The 15,632-nt window shown below is 62.8% G+C and carries 8 protein-coding genes and 2 pseudogenes; 1 reads left to right on the forward strand and 9 read right to left on the reverse strand.

Features of this window, described 5'->3' with window-relative positions:
- Positions 1 to 97: 97 nt before the first annotated feature.
- The 7 genes and pseudogenes from XalbCFBP2523_RS14125 to XalbCFBP2523_RS14155 all read right to left on the reverse strand — a co-directional run.
- A complete protein-coding gene (locus tag XalbCFBP2523_RS14125; RefSeq protein ID WP_045766010.1) occupies positions 98 to 1,033 on the reverse strand; it encodes a diguanylate cyclase domain-containing protein in 936 nt (311 codons plus the stop codon).
- Positions 1,030 to 5,892: a PAS domain S-box protein gene (locus XalbCFBP2523_RS14130; protein ID WP_045766011.1), complete on the reverse strand. Its 4,863-nt coding sequence runs from the start codon at positions 5,890 to 5,892 to the stop codon at positions 1,030 to 1,032. Before XalbCFBP2523_RS14130 ends, XalbCFBP2523_RS14125 begins: the two co-directional genes overlap by 4 nt.
- 286 nt (positions 5,893 to 6,178) lie before the next feature.
- Positions 6,179 to 6,451: a hypothetical protein gene (locus tag XalbCFBP2523_RS14135; RefSeq protein WP_012916585.1), complete on the reverse strand. Its 273-nt coding sequence runs from the start codon at positions 6,449 to 6,451 to the stop codon at positions 6,179 to 6,181.
- Positions 6,441 to 8,786 carry an FdhF/YdeP family oxidoreductase gene (locus tag XalbCFBP2523_RS14140; protein WP_045766012.1) on the reverse strand — a complete coding sequence of 782 codons (2,346 nt, stop codon included), beginning with the start codon at positions 8,784 to 8,786 and terminating at the stop codon, positions 6,441 to 6,443. Before XalbCFBP2523_RS14140 ends, XalbCFBP2523_RS14135 begins: the two co-directional genes overlap by 11 nt.
- Complete coding sequence (gene fdhD, locus XalbCFBP2523_RS14145) at positions 8,783 to 9,622, reverse strand: formate dehydrogenase accessory sulfurtransferase FdhD (RefSeq protein ID WP_045766013.1); 840 nt, start codon at positions 9,620 to 9,622, stop codon at positions 8,783 to 8,785. Before fdhD ends, XalbCFBP2523_RS14140 begins: the two co-directional genes overlap by 4 nt.
- Positions 9,623 to 10,029: 407 nt before the next feature.
- Entirely contained in the window at positions 10,030 to 11,532 is a 1,503-nt protein-coding gene (locus XalbCFBP2523_RS14150; RefSeq protein WP_045766014.1) for an aldehyde dehydrogenase, read from the reverse strand.
- 210 nt (positions 11,533 to 11,742) lie between these two features.
- Positions 11,743 to 12,039: pseudogene (locus tag XalbCFBP2523_RS14155) on the reverse strand (transposase); the annotation flags it as partial.
- A 145-nt stretch (positions 12,040 to 12,184) separates the two neighbouring features.
- Between XalbCFBP2523_RS14155 and XalbCFBP2523_RS14160 the strand changes: the two are divergent.
- Entirely contained in the window at positions 12,185 to 13,171 is a 987-nt protein-coding gene (locus XalbCFBP2523_RS14160; RefSeq protein ID WP_080928212.1) for an aspartyl/asparaginyl beta-hydroxylase domain-containing protein, read from the forward strand.
- Here XalbCFBP2523_RS14160 and XalbCFBP2523_RS17530 read toward each other — a convergent pair.
- On the reverse strand, positions 13,120 to 13,974 hold the full coding sequence (locus XalbCFBP2523_RS17530; RefSeq protein ID WP_488175803.1) for an RHS repeat domain-containing protein: 855 nt from the start codon (positions 13,972 to 13,974) through the stop codon (positions 13,120 to 13,122). The genes XalbCFBP2523_RS14160 and XalbCFBP2523_RS17530 overlap by 52 nt on opposite strands.
- Positions 13,975 to 14,838: 864 nt before the next feature.
- A pseudogene (locus tag XalbCFBP2523_RS17240) lies at positions 14,839 to 15,482 on the reverse strand (RHS repeat-associated core domain-containing protein); the annotation flags it as partial.
- Between the last annotated feature and the right edge of the window lie 150 nt (positions 15,483 to 15,632).

Genomic DNA, 15,632 nt, shown 5'->3' on the forward strand with positions numbered 1-15,632 from the left:
CGGCAAACGACCGACAGAGAACAGCCCTGATTCTGGCAGATTCGCGCGGCCGCCACGCAATGGCTGCAACAGCAACGACAACAGGATGCAGGCCGGCTCAGACCACGCAGGCCCGCGCACGCCCTCCCTGCTTGGCCAGATACAGTTGCGCATCGGCTAGTTCCAGCAATGGCGCAGCCATCGCCTCCACGCCAGGCACCATCGCCGCCCCCCCCATACTGATGCTCAGCCATGGCCCAAGCGGCGATGCGGCATGCGGATGCTGCAATTGCGCGATCCGCTGCAACATGCGCTCGGCCACATCGCGCACGCCCTCGGCGTCGCTCTCGGGAAGCAACGCAACGAACTCTTCTCCGCCGTAACGGGCGATTAGGTCGTATGGACGCAGCAAACAACCGGCCAATGTCTGCGCAAGCAGACGCAGACAGGCATCGCCAACCAGGTGGCCGTAGTGATCGTTGTAGCGCTTGAAGTAGTCCACGTCGATCATCAACACCCCACAGGGCTTACCCTCGCGCCCGCATGCCTGCCAGTGCGTGCTGAGCGTCGCGTCGAAACGGCGCCGGTTGGCGATACCGGTCAACCCATCCAGCAGCGCGACCTCGCGCAACATGTCGCTTTGCAGCTTCATGATCAACTGATTCTGCACCCTTGCCCGCACCACCACCGGCTGCACAGGTTTGGTGATGAAATCCGCTCCACCGGCTTCCAGCGCCGCCACTTCGTCTTCCGGCGCGTTCTGTCCGGTGACGAAGACGACCGGGATGTCCGCAGTCGCCGGATCGGCTTTGAGACGGCGGCAGACCTGCAAACCATCCAAGTCCGACATCATCACGTCCAACAGAACAAGGTCCGGCGGTTGCTCCCGGCACAGGGCCAATGCGCGATGGCCGTCCAAGGCCATGCTGACCTCGCACGCATCGCGCAGTAGCTCGTGCAATGCACGAATATTGATCGGCTGATCGTCCACGATCAGAACACGCGGTCGCCTGCCATCCGGAGCAAGACGACGGTAGGCGGCAAACTTGCTCATGCGAGGGCAGGCTCTAGCAAACCGTGCAAGCTCGTCAGCGCGGCATCAAAATGCAGTGCCTGTACCTGCTGGCACATCCGCAGATAGTCCGTCTCGCACACGCCAGCAACCCCAGACGGTGCCTGCTCCAGCACCGCCAGCGCCGCCATATCCGATCGGCGCAGCAACGGCTCCAACTCGAGCAACCAGGGCCGCAGGACATCGAGCGATGCCACGGCACGGGGCTGCTGCACGGCGCGCAGTGGCGCCACAGCGACGGAAAGCGTATCGAGATCCTGTTCAACCGCAACCAGCAAGTCGGCCAGCGCGGCATCGGCATCGACCAAACGGCCAGCGCGCGACACCTGCTCCAGCTCCGCCGCCGACTGCGCCAGCGCCACGGCACCCAGCGTCGCGGCACTGCCCTTCACGGCATGCGCCGCATCCGCAGCGGCAAGCGCATCGTGTCGCGCAAGCGCATCGTGTACCTGTTTTAACAACGCAGGATGCTCGTCGGCGAACGCATCGAGCATACGTATGAACAGGTCCACATTGTTGCCGAAGCGGGCCAGGATCGCATCGAGTGCCACTGTTGGACGCGGTAGCGACTGCGCTACCGTCGCCGCCGCTGACGGTGCAGTCGTGCGACCGCTCAATCGCAACAGCGCATCCACCATCTGTTCCAGATCGATTGGCTTGCCGATGTGCGCGTCCATCCCCGCCTGCAGGCAGGCCGCGACATCGTCTTGCGCCACATTGGCGGTCATCGCCAGAATCGGCAACCCGACGAAACGCGCATCGGCGCGGATGCGCCGGGTGGCCTCCAGGCCGTCCACTTGCGGCATCTGCATGTCCATCACCACGACATCGAAACACTCGCCGCTCTCGCACACGCACTGCACACCGTTGAGACCATCTTCGGCCAGCGTCACGACCGCTCCCTCTGCTCGCAGCAACTCATCGGCGATTTGCCGGTTGAAGGCGTTGTCCTCCACGACCAGCACACGCAATCCGGGCAGACGCGGAATATGCGCCAGCGCGTCCAATGCCGAGGGCGAGGTGGACGGCGACATCTCATCGCACAACATCTTTTCCAGCGTCTCCACCACCTGCCACGGCGTCACCGGCTTGACCAGATAATCCTCGAACGGAACCTCCGCGCGATGCTGCACCACGCCGAACACATCGCTTTGGTAGGCGGTTAACATCAACAGCATTGGCGGCATGGCGCAGGCGGCTCGTATCGCGGCCGCAGCAGCGACGCCGTCGATGCCCGGCAAGCGCCAGTCCATCAGGACCGCATCGAAGCGATTGCCCTGTGCATGCGCCTGAAGCACTTGCTCGATCGCCTCTTCGCCGCTGCCCACGCCAGCCATATCCCAACCCAAGGCGCTCAACGCATCGATCAACGACTCGCGCACCAAGGCGCTGTCGTCCACCACCAGCACATGGCGGGGAGGGCCGGGGCAACGGCTGGAAATTGCACTATCGTTCGCGTCCAGCGCCAGCGGCAGGTCGAACCAAAACCGACTCCCCTCGCCCAGCACGCTGTGCAACTGCAATTGGCCGCCCATCATGCCGACTAGGCGCCGACTGATCACCAAACCGAGGCCGCTACCACCGAAACGCCGGCTAGTCGACGCCTCGGCCTGGGTGAAACTATGGAAAATGCGCTGCTGCTGCTCGGCGCTGATGCCGATCCCGCTATCCTCCACCGTCACGCGCAGCGTCACAGCCTGCGGCTGCCGATGCAACAGATCCACGTTCAACAGCACATGTCCGTGTTCGGTGAACTTGAGTGCATTGCCGGCAAGATTGATCAGCACCTGCTGCAAGCGCAAACTGTCACCGATCAAGCGATCGGGGATGTCTCGGCCGAGGCGGTATACGATCTCGACCTCCGGCCGCTGATGGTTACCGGACAGCACCACCGAAAGGTCGCGCAACAGTTCCTCCATGCTGAAAGGATGCAGGTCGAGTTGCAGCTTTCCGGCTTCGATCTTGGAATAGTCGAGGATGTCGTTGAGCAAGCTCAATAACGACGTCCCAGCCTTCTGTGCCTTGCCAACATAATCGGCCTGGCGCGCATCCAGAGCGGTGCGACGCAACAGTTTCAGCATCCCCAATACCGCATTCATCGGCGTGCGGATCTCATGGCTCATGTTGGCCAGGAACGAGGACTTGGCCTGGCTGGCCTCGTCGGCAAGCGCCTTCGCCTGGCGCAGTTCCTGTTCGGCCTGCAACTGCTCAGTGATGTCGCGATTGATGCCGATCACCCGGATGACCTGACCGTGCGCATCGCGTTCGGTGTGCGCGCCACCTTGGATATGCCGCTGCGTTCCGTCTTCACGCAGGATGCGGAATACCGGGTCGTAGACGCCGCGGCCCTCCAACGCATTGTGCAGGCTCGCTTCGGTGAAGCCGAGATCGTCCGGATGCACCATGCGTTGCCAGTCCTCATAGCGCGGACTTTGCTCGCGCAACTCCACCGGCCAACCGTAGATCTCGAACATGCGCTCGTTCCATTCCAGCGCACCGTCGCTCAGCCTCCAGGACCAGATTCCGAGTTCGGCGGCGGCCGTCGCCATCTTCAGTTGGTCGCGCGCCGCAGTGAGCTCCATGCGCTGCCGATGCCGCTCGGTGATGTCGGCGATCATTCCCACCATCAGGCACTCGCCATCCATCCACATCGTCCCCAGGCAGATCTCGACCGGAAACGCATCGCCGTTCTTGCGCAGCGCCTGCATTTCGCGACCGTTATCTACGCCTTCGGGCCATTCCGGACCGACCTGCCAGACATCTGTCAGCATCGCCTCATGCAGGCTGGCATGTGCCTCGGGCATCAGCATGCCCACACTCTGGCCGACGATCTCGCCGGCGTTGTAGCCGAACACGCGCTCGCCGGCACGATTGACCGAGCGTACCTTGCCATGCGCATCGAAGGTGATGATGGGATTGACCGCGGTGTCGAGAATCGCCTGAGTCAGTGCCGTGCTGCGCGCGAGTAAGCGCTCGGCGGCCTGGCGTTCGCTGATGTCCAGGGCCATGCCCAAATACCCCGTGACGTTACCTTGATCGGTACGAATCGCGGTAACGACCAGGCTGACTTGGCGCGTATCACCGTTGCGGCACACATAGGTCCATTCGCGGGTTTCGGCGCCGTCGCGCTCGACTTTTTCGACGAATACCCGGAAACCTTGCACTGGCATGCCCAGCTCCAGACTGAGTGCCTTACCGCGCGTGCTGACCTCCTCGGGCAAATGAAACGCCTCGGCGTTCAATCGCCCCACGACCTCCTCCCGGCGGTAGCCGAGCAGACGCTCTGCACCGGTATTGAACAGCGTGACCAGGCCATCGTGCGCAGTGACAATGATCGACACTTCAGAGGCGGCGCCGAGTACACCCTCCAGCATCGCGGTGCTGCTGCTCAGTTCAGCTGTCCGCAACGCAACTTGACTCTCCAGAGTCGCATTGAGCGCCAGAATTTGTGCGCGCGCCGCCTTCTGATCGGATACATCGCGCACCGTCATGGACGCACCGACCGGCTTGCCGGCAGCGTTATAGATCGGCGATGCGCTGACCAGCACATCCAGCAGGCGGCCATCGGCATGGCGGCGGAGAGTCTCGAAATGCGGCACATGCGCGCCCCGCGCGATGCGCGCCAATAGAGACTGCTCCTCGTCCATCAATTCAGGCGACACGATCAAATCACACAAGCGCTGGCCGACCGCTTGCGCCTGGCTGTAGCCGAACAACTGTTCGGCGGCACGGTTCCAACTGGTCACCACGCCATCCAACGTCTTGCCGATGATGGCATCGGCGGAGCTTTGCAAGACTGCGATCAGGTTTGCATGATCGCGGGCAATCTGCTGACGGCGCAAAAGATTGTTGCCAAGGGCAAATGCCAGCGCGGCGGCTAGTGCACTGAGCAACATTCCCGTGATCATGGCAGGGCCTACCGACCACAGGACGTTGGCGGCGACAAAATCTCCCCCGGCGGCCATGTGCATGTACCAGTGCCGCCCCATCACGGTGCGCCCCAAGAACGCGTGCGGTGCCTGCGCAAGTGGAGCATGCGGCGCATTGCGGTAGAACGGAATCGCCGTACCGGCGGCATTGGCATCGCTCAAGGCCAGTTCGATCCGCTTGGCATCCAGATTAAGCGCCTGCATCACCTTTGGCATCAGCAATGGCACATACGTCCACCCCACCAATTCGCGCTGACGCAACGCCACGGTCGACGGGGTCAGGCCGCTGCGGTACACCGGCAACAGCATCAGAAACGCCTGCGCACCTTGCGCATTGGCTTGTGCCAGGGTGACCGGGCCGCTCAGGCGCGGCTCTCCGCTCAACGCCGCCGCCCAAGCCGCCGCGCGCCAGGAAGGGTCCGAGGCGATGTCCTGCCCTGGCTGCACGGCACTATTGCCGCTGGAATCGATGTACTCGATGACGAAGCGCTCGCCAGCATGCTGCGCCAGCGTGCGGATACGAAAATCCTGGCGCCCTGTTGCGTACTGGGCGGCGAGGAAGCGTGCCTCGTCAGCCTGTACCACTCGGCGAATGAAGCCAAAGCCACCGGCACCGGGGAACTCGCGTGGCAGGTCACGGCTCTGGAGGTAATGCCGTAGCTGGTCACTGCGTAGATCAGCGCCGGCAATCAGCACCGCGCCGCGCAGGCCGCGCAAGCCGTATTGATAGCGGTAGAGCACGTCTTCGATATGGTCGAAGGTGGCATTGGCCTTGGCGTTCAATTGAACCTGCACGTGCTGCACGTTGTCCCGCTGCAATTGCAACGCCACAACCAACGTCAGCGCCGTTCCCACCAATAGAATCGTCAGCGCCAAGTACAACGGCAAACGATTGGCGCGCAGCTTCGGCATCGTCAGGCACTCCCCAGAGCCCGTTCCCCGGCAGGTCGACACTCGCCCCACCACCATGGCATCGCGTCATGTTCCGTTGGTATGGCGGAACATCCGCTATTGCTCAGCGCGAGATCGGCATAGCGGCGGAAAACTTGATGTCAATCTTCACTATTATGTGAAATAAACCACAAAATTCATGCGTCATACGACGCAATGCCAGCGCTTTCAGCCGGGACGGGCGTATCCCGCCTTGACCCATCGTGTGGGCATGAGGATCCAACGCACGACGCTGATCGACAGCGTCTCATGGCACGGCGGCCTGCATCCGTGCCTGTGCGGCAGCCATCCGCCCCGCCTCGCTGAGCAGCGCCAACTCGCGCGCGTCGTGACGACACAACAGCACCCATCCTGGCCCCGGACGCCCATCCAGCTCGGCGTCACCGAGCCACGCGAGGGTGCGCAGCAGCACGCTCATGCGCACCTCCAGGCGCTTGCACAAGCGTGGCAGCGCCAGCCCCTGCGGCGATTCCGCCAGAACCTGCAACACGCGCGCGGTCAGCAGCGGATCAGCGGACAAGCGCCACTCCGATATCGCGGGGCGCGGCGGCCGACTCGGGCACATGCGGTGTCACCACAACCGGAATCGACTTGGATGTCGGCGTGCGCGCCTCGTCGGCGAAGCTGGATAGCGGCACCAGCGGGTTGGTCTCCGGATAATACGCCGCCAGGCAACCACGCGGGATGTTGTACGCGACCAGCATGAAGCGCTTAGCCTGGCGGCGCATGCCGTCCTCGCACAGGCTCTCCAGATCCACCCAGTCCCCGGCCTGCAAACCCAGCTCGGCCATGTCGGCGGCATGGATGAACACCACCCGGCGCTCGCCGAACACACCGCGATAGCGATCGTCCAAGCCGTAAATCGTGGTGTTGTACTGATCGTGCGAGCGCGTCGTGGCCAGGGTGAACACCGGCTGCCCCGGACGCGCGCGGCGCGCGCGGTGGATCGGATGGTCGGTCGGTACCGCCTGCACCTTGAACACCGCGCGGCGCTCCGGCGTCTCCCACACGCGGTCGCCGGCGGTATTGGACAGGCAAAAGCCACCGGGCACGCGGACCCGCACGTTGAAGTCGGCGAAGTCATCGAATACCTGGGCGATCAGATCGCGGATGCGATCGTAGTCGGCGGCCAACCAGCGCCAACGGATGGTACTGCGCGCGCCAAGGGTGGCCTCGGCCAGACGTGCCACGATCGCCACCTCGGACAACAAGTGCGGCGAGGCCGGCGGATTGATCCCCGCCGACAGGTGCACCATGCTCATCGAATCCTCGACGCTGACATGCTGCGGCTCGGCATCCTGGATGTCGATTTCGGTGCGCCCCAGGCACGGCAGGATCAGTGCGTCGCGGCCATGCACCAGATGGCTTCGGTTGAGTTTGGTCGCCACGTGGACGGTCAGATCGCAGCGTTGCAACGCGCGATGGGTGACCTCGGTGTCGGGCGTGGCGGTGGCGAAGTTGCCGCCCATGCCGAAGAACACCTTGCCGCGGCCATCGGCCATGGCTTCGATCGCCGCGATCGTATCGTAACCATGAGCGCGCGGCGGATCGAAACCGAACACCGTCTGCAGCCGGTCCAGGAACTCGACCGGGGGCTTTTCGTAAATCATCATCGTGCGATCGCCCTGCACGTTGCTGTGACCACGGACCGGACACACGCCGGCCCCGGGCCGCCCCAGATGCCCGCGCAGCAAGAGCAGGTTGACGATCATCTGGATCGTCGCCACCGAATGCTTGTGCTGAGTGATGCCCATTCCCCAACAAGCGATCAACCGCTCCGATTTCAGGTAAATCTCGCCGGCGTGGCGCAATTCGGCCTCGCTCAACCCGGACTCTTCGACGATGACGCTCCACGGCTCGGCGACCACGTCGGCAGCGAACGCATCGAAGTTGGCGGTGTGCTGAGTGATAAACGTCACATCCAACAACCGCGGTTGCCCCGCGCGCGCCGCCTCGGCATCGCGTTCGAGCACATACTTGATGATGCCCTTGACCGCAGCAAGATCGCCACCGATCTTCAGCTGAAAGTAGTCCGATGCGATCCGCGTGGAGCCGTTGTACAGCATCTCCAGTTTGTCCTGGGGATCGGCGAATTTCTCCAGCCCGCGTTCGCGCAACGGATTGAACGCGACGATCGACGCACCACGCTTGGCAGCCTGGCGCAGTTCGCCGAGCATGCGCGGATGGTTGGTGCCGGGATTCTGGCCGAAGATGAAGATCGCGTCGGCCAGCTCGAAATCGTGCAACGACACCGTCCCCTTGCCGACGCCGATCTGCGCACCCAGCGCCGTACCCGAAGGCTCATGGCACATGTTCGAGCAGTCGGGAAAATTGTTGGTGCCGAACTGGCGCCCGAACAATTGGTACAGAAACGCGGTTTCGTTACTGGTGCGCCCTGATGTATAGAAAATCGCTTCATCGGGCGAAGCAAGGCCGTTGAGATGCTCGGCGATCAGCGCGAACGCGGCATCCCATTCCACCGGCACGTAGTGGTCGCTGGCGCTGTCGTAGCGCAGCGGATGGGTCAGCCGGCCCTGTCCTTCCAGCCAATAGTCGCTGTACTTGGCCAACTGCGCCACGCTGTACTGCGCGAACAGCGCCGGGGTCGCGCGGCGTGCGGTGGATTCGGCAGCCACGGCCTTGGCGCCGTTCTCGCAGAATTCGAAGGTCGAGGTATGGTCGCGGTCGGGCCAAGCGCAGCCGGGACAATCGAACCCATCGGGTTGATTGGCATGCAGCAGCGTTTTCGCACCCTGTACGGCCACATCCTGTTCCAACAAATGCTTTGCAACCGAGCGCAACGCGCCCCAACCGCCCGCCGGTTGCGTGTAAGGCTGGATGGTCTTCTTGCTCATGCGGTTTCTCCTAGATACTCGGACGAGACAAGGCGCTGTGGGTGGCTATAGACAACGCAATCGTCGCCGCGGGCGAAGCCGATCAGGGTCAGGCCGGCGCTATCGGCCAGCGCGATCGCCAGCGCCGTCGGCGCCGACATCGCGGCCAACAACGGGATACCGGCCTGCGCAGCCTTCAGTGCCATTTCGTAGCTGGCGCGGCTGGTCACCACCGCGAAGCCGCAGGCCGGATCGATGCCCGCCGTGGCCAACGCCCCGATCAGCTTGTCCAGGGCGTTATGCCGACCAACGTCCTCGCGCATCAGGCGGACCTCGCCATGCGCGTCGGCCCAGGCTGCGGCATGGGTGGCGCCGGTGGACGCATTGAGCGTTTGTTGTTCGCGCAATTCGCGCAACGCACGCGCCAGTGCCGGCGCGGCGACAGGAGTGCCGGCAAACAGCCGCCGCGGCGCACGCAACACCCCCTCCAACGAAGCGCTACCGCAGAGACCACAACCGCTGCGCCCATCCAGGTTGCGCTGGCGCGCCTGCAGCGCCGCAGCGTGTTCCGGCGGAATCTGCAAACGCAGCGACACCCCTTCCAGGTGGGTATCGATCGCGACAATGCGCAATTGCGCCGACATTGCGACGATGCCCTCGCTGAGCGAGAACCCCAGGGCGAAATCCTGCAGATCTTCAGGCGTGGCCATCATCACCACAAAAGGCGCATCGTTGTAGGCGAACGCCACCGGCACCTCCGCCGCCACCAGATCATGGGCCTGCGCGATGTGCCCGCCACAATGGCGACGCACCGTGCGCGCCACGGCACCCGGTCTGGAAAAGACACGCGATTCCATGGGACGCCTCCACCGATCAATCGAATAGGAACACCGCTCACACGGGTAGGCTGGACGCCGGCACGGCACCGCTACGCCGAATAGGGTCCTCAGAAGGATGTTGTAGACCTGTGACGACGGCGAAGCAAGGCCAGGCCTCCATCTGGCCCCGGCACGGCAGCCATTGCACGACCTGCTGCGAGCTAACTAAGACTCGGGTCTATGTTGAAGAGACGACCAAAACCGCCCATCCGGCACAGCAACATACCGTGTCCTGACGGGAAACGCCGACACACTAGAGCAACTAACAACACAACTGCGTCGCCGCCGGAGCGGTACGTGTACTGCTCGGAATCAGCCACCAATGCGGTTCCTGCGTACTGTCCACGCCCGCCGGACAGCGACTGGCGACGTTTTTTTAACTGCTCTTACGTCCGCAGATTGATCCAAGTCGCCTTCATCTCCGTGTACTTATCGAAGGCATGCAACGACTTGTCGCGGCCGTTACCGGATTGCTTGTAGCCGCCGAACGGTGCGGTCATGTCGCCGCCGTCCCAATAGTTCACCCACACACTGCCGGCACGCAGCCGCCGCGCCACGCGATGGGCGCGACCGATGTCGCGGGTCCACACACCGGCGGCCAGACCGTAGACGCTGTCGTTAGCCATGCGCAAAGCGTGTGCTTCGTCGTCGAAAGCGATCACCGACAGCACCGGCCCGAAGATCTCCTCGCGGGCGATGGTGTGATCGTGGCCGACCTCGTCGAAGATAGTTGGCTCGACATAACAACCGCCTGGTACCACCTCCACGCGTTTGCCGCCAAGCAGCAATCGCGCGCCTTCTTCGCTGCCGCGGGCGATATAGTCGAGTACCCGCCGGGTCTGCGCCTCGTCGACCAGCGCGCCCATCGACGCCGTCTCATCGAACGGATGTGCGGGTTGCAGCACCCTAGCAGCCGCGACCACGCGGGCGACGAAGCTATCCTTGATCGAACGCTCCACCAGCAGGCGCGAGGCCGCCGTACAGACCTCGCCCTGATTGTAGAAGATCGCATAGGCCATCGCCTGCGCGGCCTGCTCCAAGTCCGGTGCATCGGCGAACACCAGACTCGGGCTCTTGCCGCCGCACTCCACGTAAGCACGCTTCATATTCGATTGCCCGGCACACTGCAGCAGATGTCGGCCGACCGGAGTGGAGCCGGTGAATACCAATCCGTCCACATCCATGTGCAATGCCAGCGGTTCACCGGCACGCTTGCCGAAGCCGGGCACCACATTGAACACGCCATCGGGAATACCCGCCTCGGCGACCAGTTCGGCTAGGCGCAGTGCACTTAAGGGCGATTTCTCCGACGGTTTGAGTACCACCGAATTGCCGGCCGCCAATGCCGGAGCGATCTTCCATGCCGCCATCAACAACGGAAAATTCCACGGCACGATCGCGCCGATCACCCCCAATGGTTCGCGCGTGATCAGGCCCAGTTCGTCCTGCCCCGTCGGCGCCACCTCGCCATAGATCTTGTCCACCGCCTCGGCGCTCCAGGCTAGGCAGCGCACCGTCGCCAGCAAGTCCACACGCCGCGCATCGCGTACCGGCTTGCCCATGTCCAGCGATTCCAGCAGCGCCAGTTCGTCGGCATGCCGTTCGACCAATTGCGCCAGCGCCAGCAGGGTCTTCTTGCGCTGCGCCGGCCTGGCCTGCGACCAGTGTCCGAGATCGAAGCTGCGCCGCGCTGCGGCAACCGCCCGAGCGATGTCTTCCGCCTCGCCCGCGGCGACCCGCCCCAACAAACGACCGTCGATGGGGCTGATGCAGTCGAAAGTCTCGCCGCTGGCCGCATCGACGTAACGTCCATCGATGAAAGCTTGAGTGCGCAAGCACAGCGACATAGCCATTGCCTGCCAGGCGTCATGGGTACGGGGTACGGTCATCGGACACTCCGGATCGCAAAGAGGAATAGCATGGCGCATGCACAACGAACACGCGCCCCCCGTAGCGCACACGCGTCTGCGTGATCTCGCGCATCCGCAGACGGATGGCGCTGCAATCTCGCGCCTTGGCTTTGTAGGAAAACGCCGAGCGCGACATTGCCACGATCCGCAGCGCATGCCGCTCGCTCACCCCAAAACGCTCCTTCAGCCGGCCGACCCAGTCGCGCTTCTGGACAGGCCTCAGAGCTTTTCTGTGACCATCTCCTGCAGCATCGCCTTGTCCATGCTCAGGTCGGCCACTCGCTGTTTAAGTTTGCGATTTTCCTCCTCCAGCAGCCACAGGCGCTTGAGCTCAGATAGACCCAGCCAACCGTACTTCTTGCGCCATACGTAGAACGTGGCCACGGCTATGCCCATCATCCGGCAGATTTCACCGACCGCCATCCCCAGCTCGGCCTGCTTGAGTGCGTAAGCAATCTGTTCTTCGGTAAAACGTGACTTCTTCATCGTTTGACTCTTCGTGGCGACGGGGACCCATGCCGGCGAGGTCTCTACTTTACGATACGCCTGTTTTTAGGTGGGGTCACCATAGCCAACAGAATTTCGACGCTGCATCTGCATCATATTCGACTTAACCTATGGGATGCTAGCGATGAACATAAGCCTTATCGCAGGCTTCTTGCTGATACTTTATGCCGCAGGCTCGATTTCCTACGTATTCGCTTTCCGCGGGAAAAAGCGCTATTCCACTTTTTCACAATACATGCGAAAAAGCTGGCCTATCTTCGCTCCTTTCAATTGCTTGCTTTACATGGCGACCCGAAAGCATGCCAAAGGTCCGGTTATCGACGCGTCTTATCTCAAGAATATAGCACTACTGCGTAGTCAGTGGAATGTAATCCGCGCAGAGGCGATTTCACTGCACCAGAGCGGACAACTGAGAGAAACCTCTCAGCCCGGATCGGCAGGCTTTCATGATCTTGGATTTCGCACGTTCTACAAACACGGCTGGATGAAATTCTATCTGAAGTGGTATGGAAAAACGCATCGATCCGCTATTCGCCTCTGTCCTGAAACAACTCGAATCTTAGAACAACTGCCCTGGATTCACGGGGCCATGTTTTCGATACTTCCTCCAGGAGCCGAGCTAAGTCTCCACTCCGACCCACTCGCCTGCTCACTTCGATACCATCTTGGACTCAAAACTCCAAACTCTGATAATTGCAAAATAATTATAGATGGACGCACCATGGCATGGCGGGACGGCCAAGACTTCGTTTTTGACGAGACTTACCCCCATTCCGCAATCAACGCCAGCGACCAAGACAGGGTCATCCTGATGTGCGACGTTGAACGACCGATGCATATGACCGGCCGTCTGATAAACCATCTCTATATGCTGATCGCACGTGGAATGCTGGTTCCTAACACCTCCGAAGACGAGAAGGGTGCGATAAGTCGCCTGTTCGAACTTATTGATCCCGTTCGACAGGCCGGCACCGAACTCAAAAGACGCAAAAGGATCATCTATAAATTCATCAAGCACACGCTTAATTTTGGATTACTTGGATTACTTCTATACGTCACCTACCTGGCAATGCGGTCCTTAGAAATAGCCATATCTGCTGCCTTCACATGAAATTGCGTGGTGGTGCCGTTCTCCGTCCTGGCGCTGCGCCGGCCCAGTGCGTCGTAGCTGTAGCTGGCGATGACAGTGCCGCCCTGCGTGATCTGGCTCAGGTGGTCGCGGTCGTCCCAGGTGTAGGTTCTCGTGCCATCGCTGAGCAGGTGGCCGTCGGCGTCGTAGCTGCGGGCGCTGCCGTTGGCCTGCGTCTGCCGGTTGTTGTCGTCGAAGGTATTGTTGGTGCTGGCTGGTGGCAACGCCTGCGGCGCGTGGCTACCGGTCTGCGCGACCAGTTGCCCCCGGCTGTCGTAGCCATACCCCAGGCTGCCAAGTGCCGCTTGTCCAGTCTTGCCCCAAGCGAGGCCCGTGACCTGGTTGGCGTCGTTGTACACGTACACCGTCTGCACCTGGTTCGGCAGCGTCTTGCTGCTCAGCCGGTTGGCGTTGTCGTAGGCGAAGCTCACCGTGTCGGTGCCCTGGGCGATGCCGGTCAGGCGGTCGCCGTCATCATAGGCATAACGCACCGGCGTCTGCGTGGCCGCCTGCATGCTTGTGCGCCGGCCTACCGCGTCGTAGCCGTACACGATGCTGCCTTGCGGGCCGTTGGCCTGGGTCACCTGGTCGAAGCCGTCGTAGCTCCAGTTCAACGTGCCCGACAGGCTGTCGGACAGCACCATCAGCCGGTTGCCGGCGTCGTAACTGGCCGTCAGCGTGCCGCCCGTGCCGGGCAGCGTGGCCGTGCTCGGCCGGCCCAGCGCGTCGTAGCTGTACGTGGTGGTGCGGTTGCGTCGATCGGTGTGGCTGGCGACCCGGTCCATGCTGTCGTAGGTCCAGGTTTCCGCCTGGCCCAGCGCGTCGGTGCGGCTGATGCGGCGGTCGCGCGCGTCATAGGCATACGTCACCCCCGCCCCGTGCGGCAGCAGGATCGCCGACACGTTGTCATTGCCATCGAAGCCCGTTGCCACGCTGTTGCCCAGCTGATCGACCGCCTTAGTTTGCCGGCCCAGGGCGTCGTATTCGAAGCGCGAGATGTTGCCTTGCGCATCTTGCGTTGCGATCAGACGGCCCAGCGCGTCGTAGCGCAATTGCGTCTGTCGGCCCAGCGCGTCGGTGATCGCGGTCAGGTCGTCGTTGCTCCAGGTGAAATTGGTCGTGTGGCCCAGTGGGTCGGTTACGCTCAGGCGTTGCCCGGCGCCGTTGCAGGTGGCGGTACTGGTCTGGCCCAGCGGCGTGGTTACCGAGGTCAGGCAGCGGTTCGTGTAACCGAAGCTGGTAGTGCGGCCCAAGGCATCGGTGATCGAGGCCAAATCGCCATCGCCGTTGTAGCCGAGCGTGGTGGTCCGTGCCTGCGCGGTGCCGGCCAGTTGGGTGATCTGGAGCGGGCGTCCGGCGCTGTCGTAGGCGTATTCGGTACGCCGGCCTAAGGCATCGGTGCGTGCGGTGGTCTGGCCGCTGGCGGTGCGGGTGTAGAGGATGGTCTGCGCCAAGGGCGTGCCATAGGCCAGCGTGTCGCTGACCGGGTAGTGGCTGACCGGGTCGAACACCACACGGCGCTGGCTGCCGTCGGGCTTGGTCACCAGCACCCCGGTGGTGCTGCCATCCACGTGCGCGTAGTTGATCGTCAACACCCCGCCATCGGCTTGGGTCTGTTTGACCACGCGGCCTGTCCAGGTGCCGTTGGNGTGATCGACTCCAAGCGCGCCTGATAGGGCAGCGTGTCGGCGCCTTCGCGGATCCCGGCGGCCTGGCGGATCTTGTAGTGATAACTGCGCGTGCTGCCATCCGGGCGGGTCACCTGCGACAGGTAGCCATCATCGTTGTAGGCATAGGACCAAGTATTGCCCAGTGGGTCGCTCAGCGTATTGATGCGGTTGTTGCTGTCGTAGCCGATGCTCAGCGCACGTCCCGTGGCCGAGACGATGTGGCTGAGCAGGCCGGCATCGTAGGTGTAGTCCACCCGGTTACCGAAGCGGTCAATGGTCCACATCAGCTGGTTGGGGGCAAAGTTGTAGAAATACATCATGCTGCCGTCGCGCAGCGTCAGCAGGTAGCCGTGGCCGCGCGAGGTGCCCTGGGCGATGGTCGCACCGGCATACCCGGAGACCGAGCCGGTTTGTTGCCATTGCCCGGCCAGGTATGCGCCGGACACCCGCGCGAACGTCACTGGCATGCCGCCGGGCAGCACCAGTTGCAACTGGTTGTAATCGTTCGTGGGCGCATAGAGCGTATAGCGGAAATTGGCCGCCGTGCCGATCCCGAAGTCCTGCTTGTTCGGGTCGCCCGGACGATAGGCCCGTGTCACCACCAGCGGCGACAGGCCCGGCACTACCGCGTCGGTCTCGGTATAGGAAAATTCTCCGGTGTACAGGTCGATCGGATCGCCCGCCGTCGCGCCACCGCCACCGGCCTCCTTGCCGCAGCCATCGCTGCAATGCGGCGTGTCCGGGTCCGGCGGCGGCGTGTGGGTATCGATGCT

The organism is Xanthomonas albilineans (assembly GCF_002939705.1).
Taxonomy (GTDB): Bacteria; Pseudomonadota; Gammaproteobacteria; order Xanthomonadales; family Xanthomonadaceae; genus Xanthomonas_A; species Xanthomonas_A albilineans.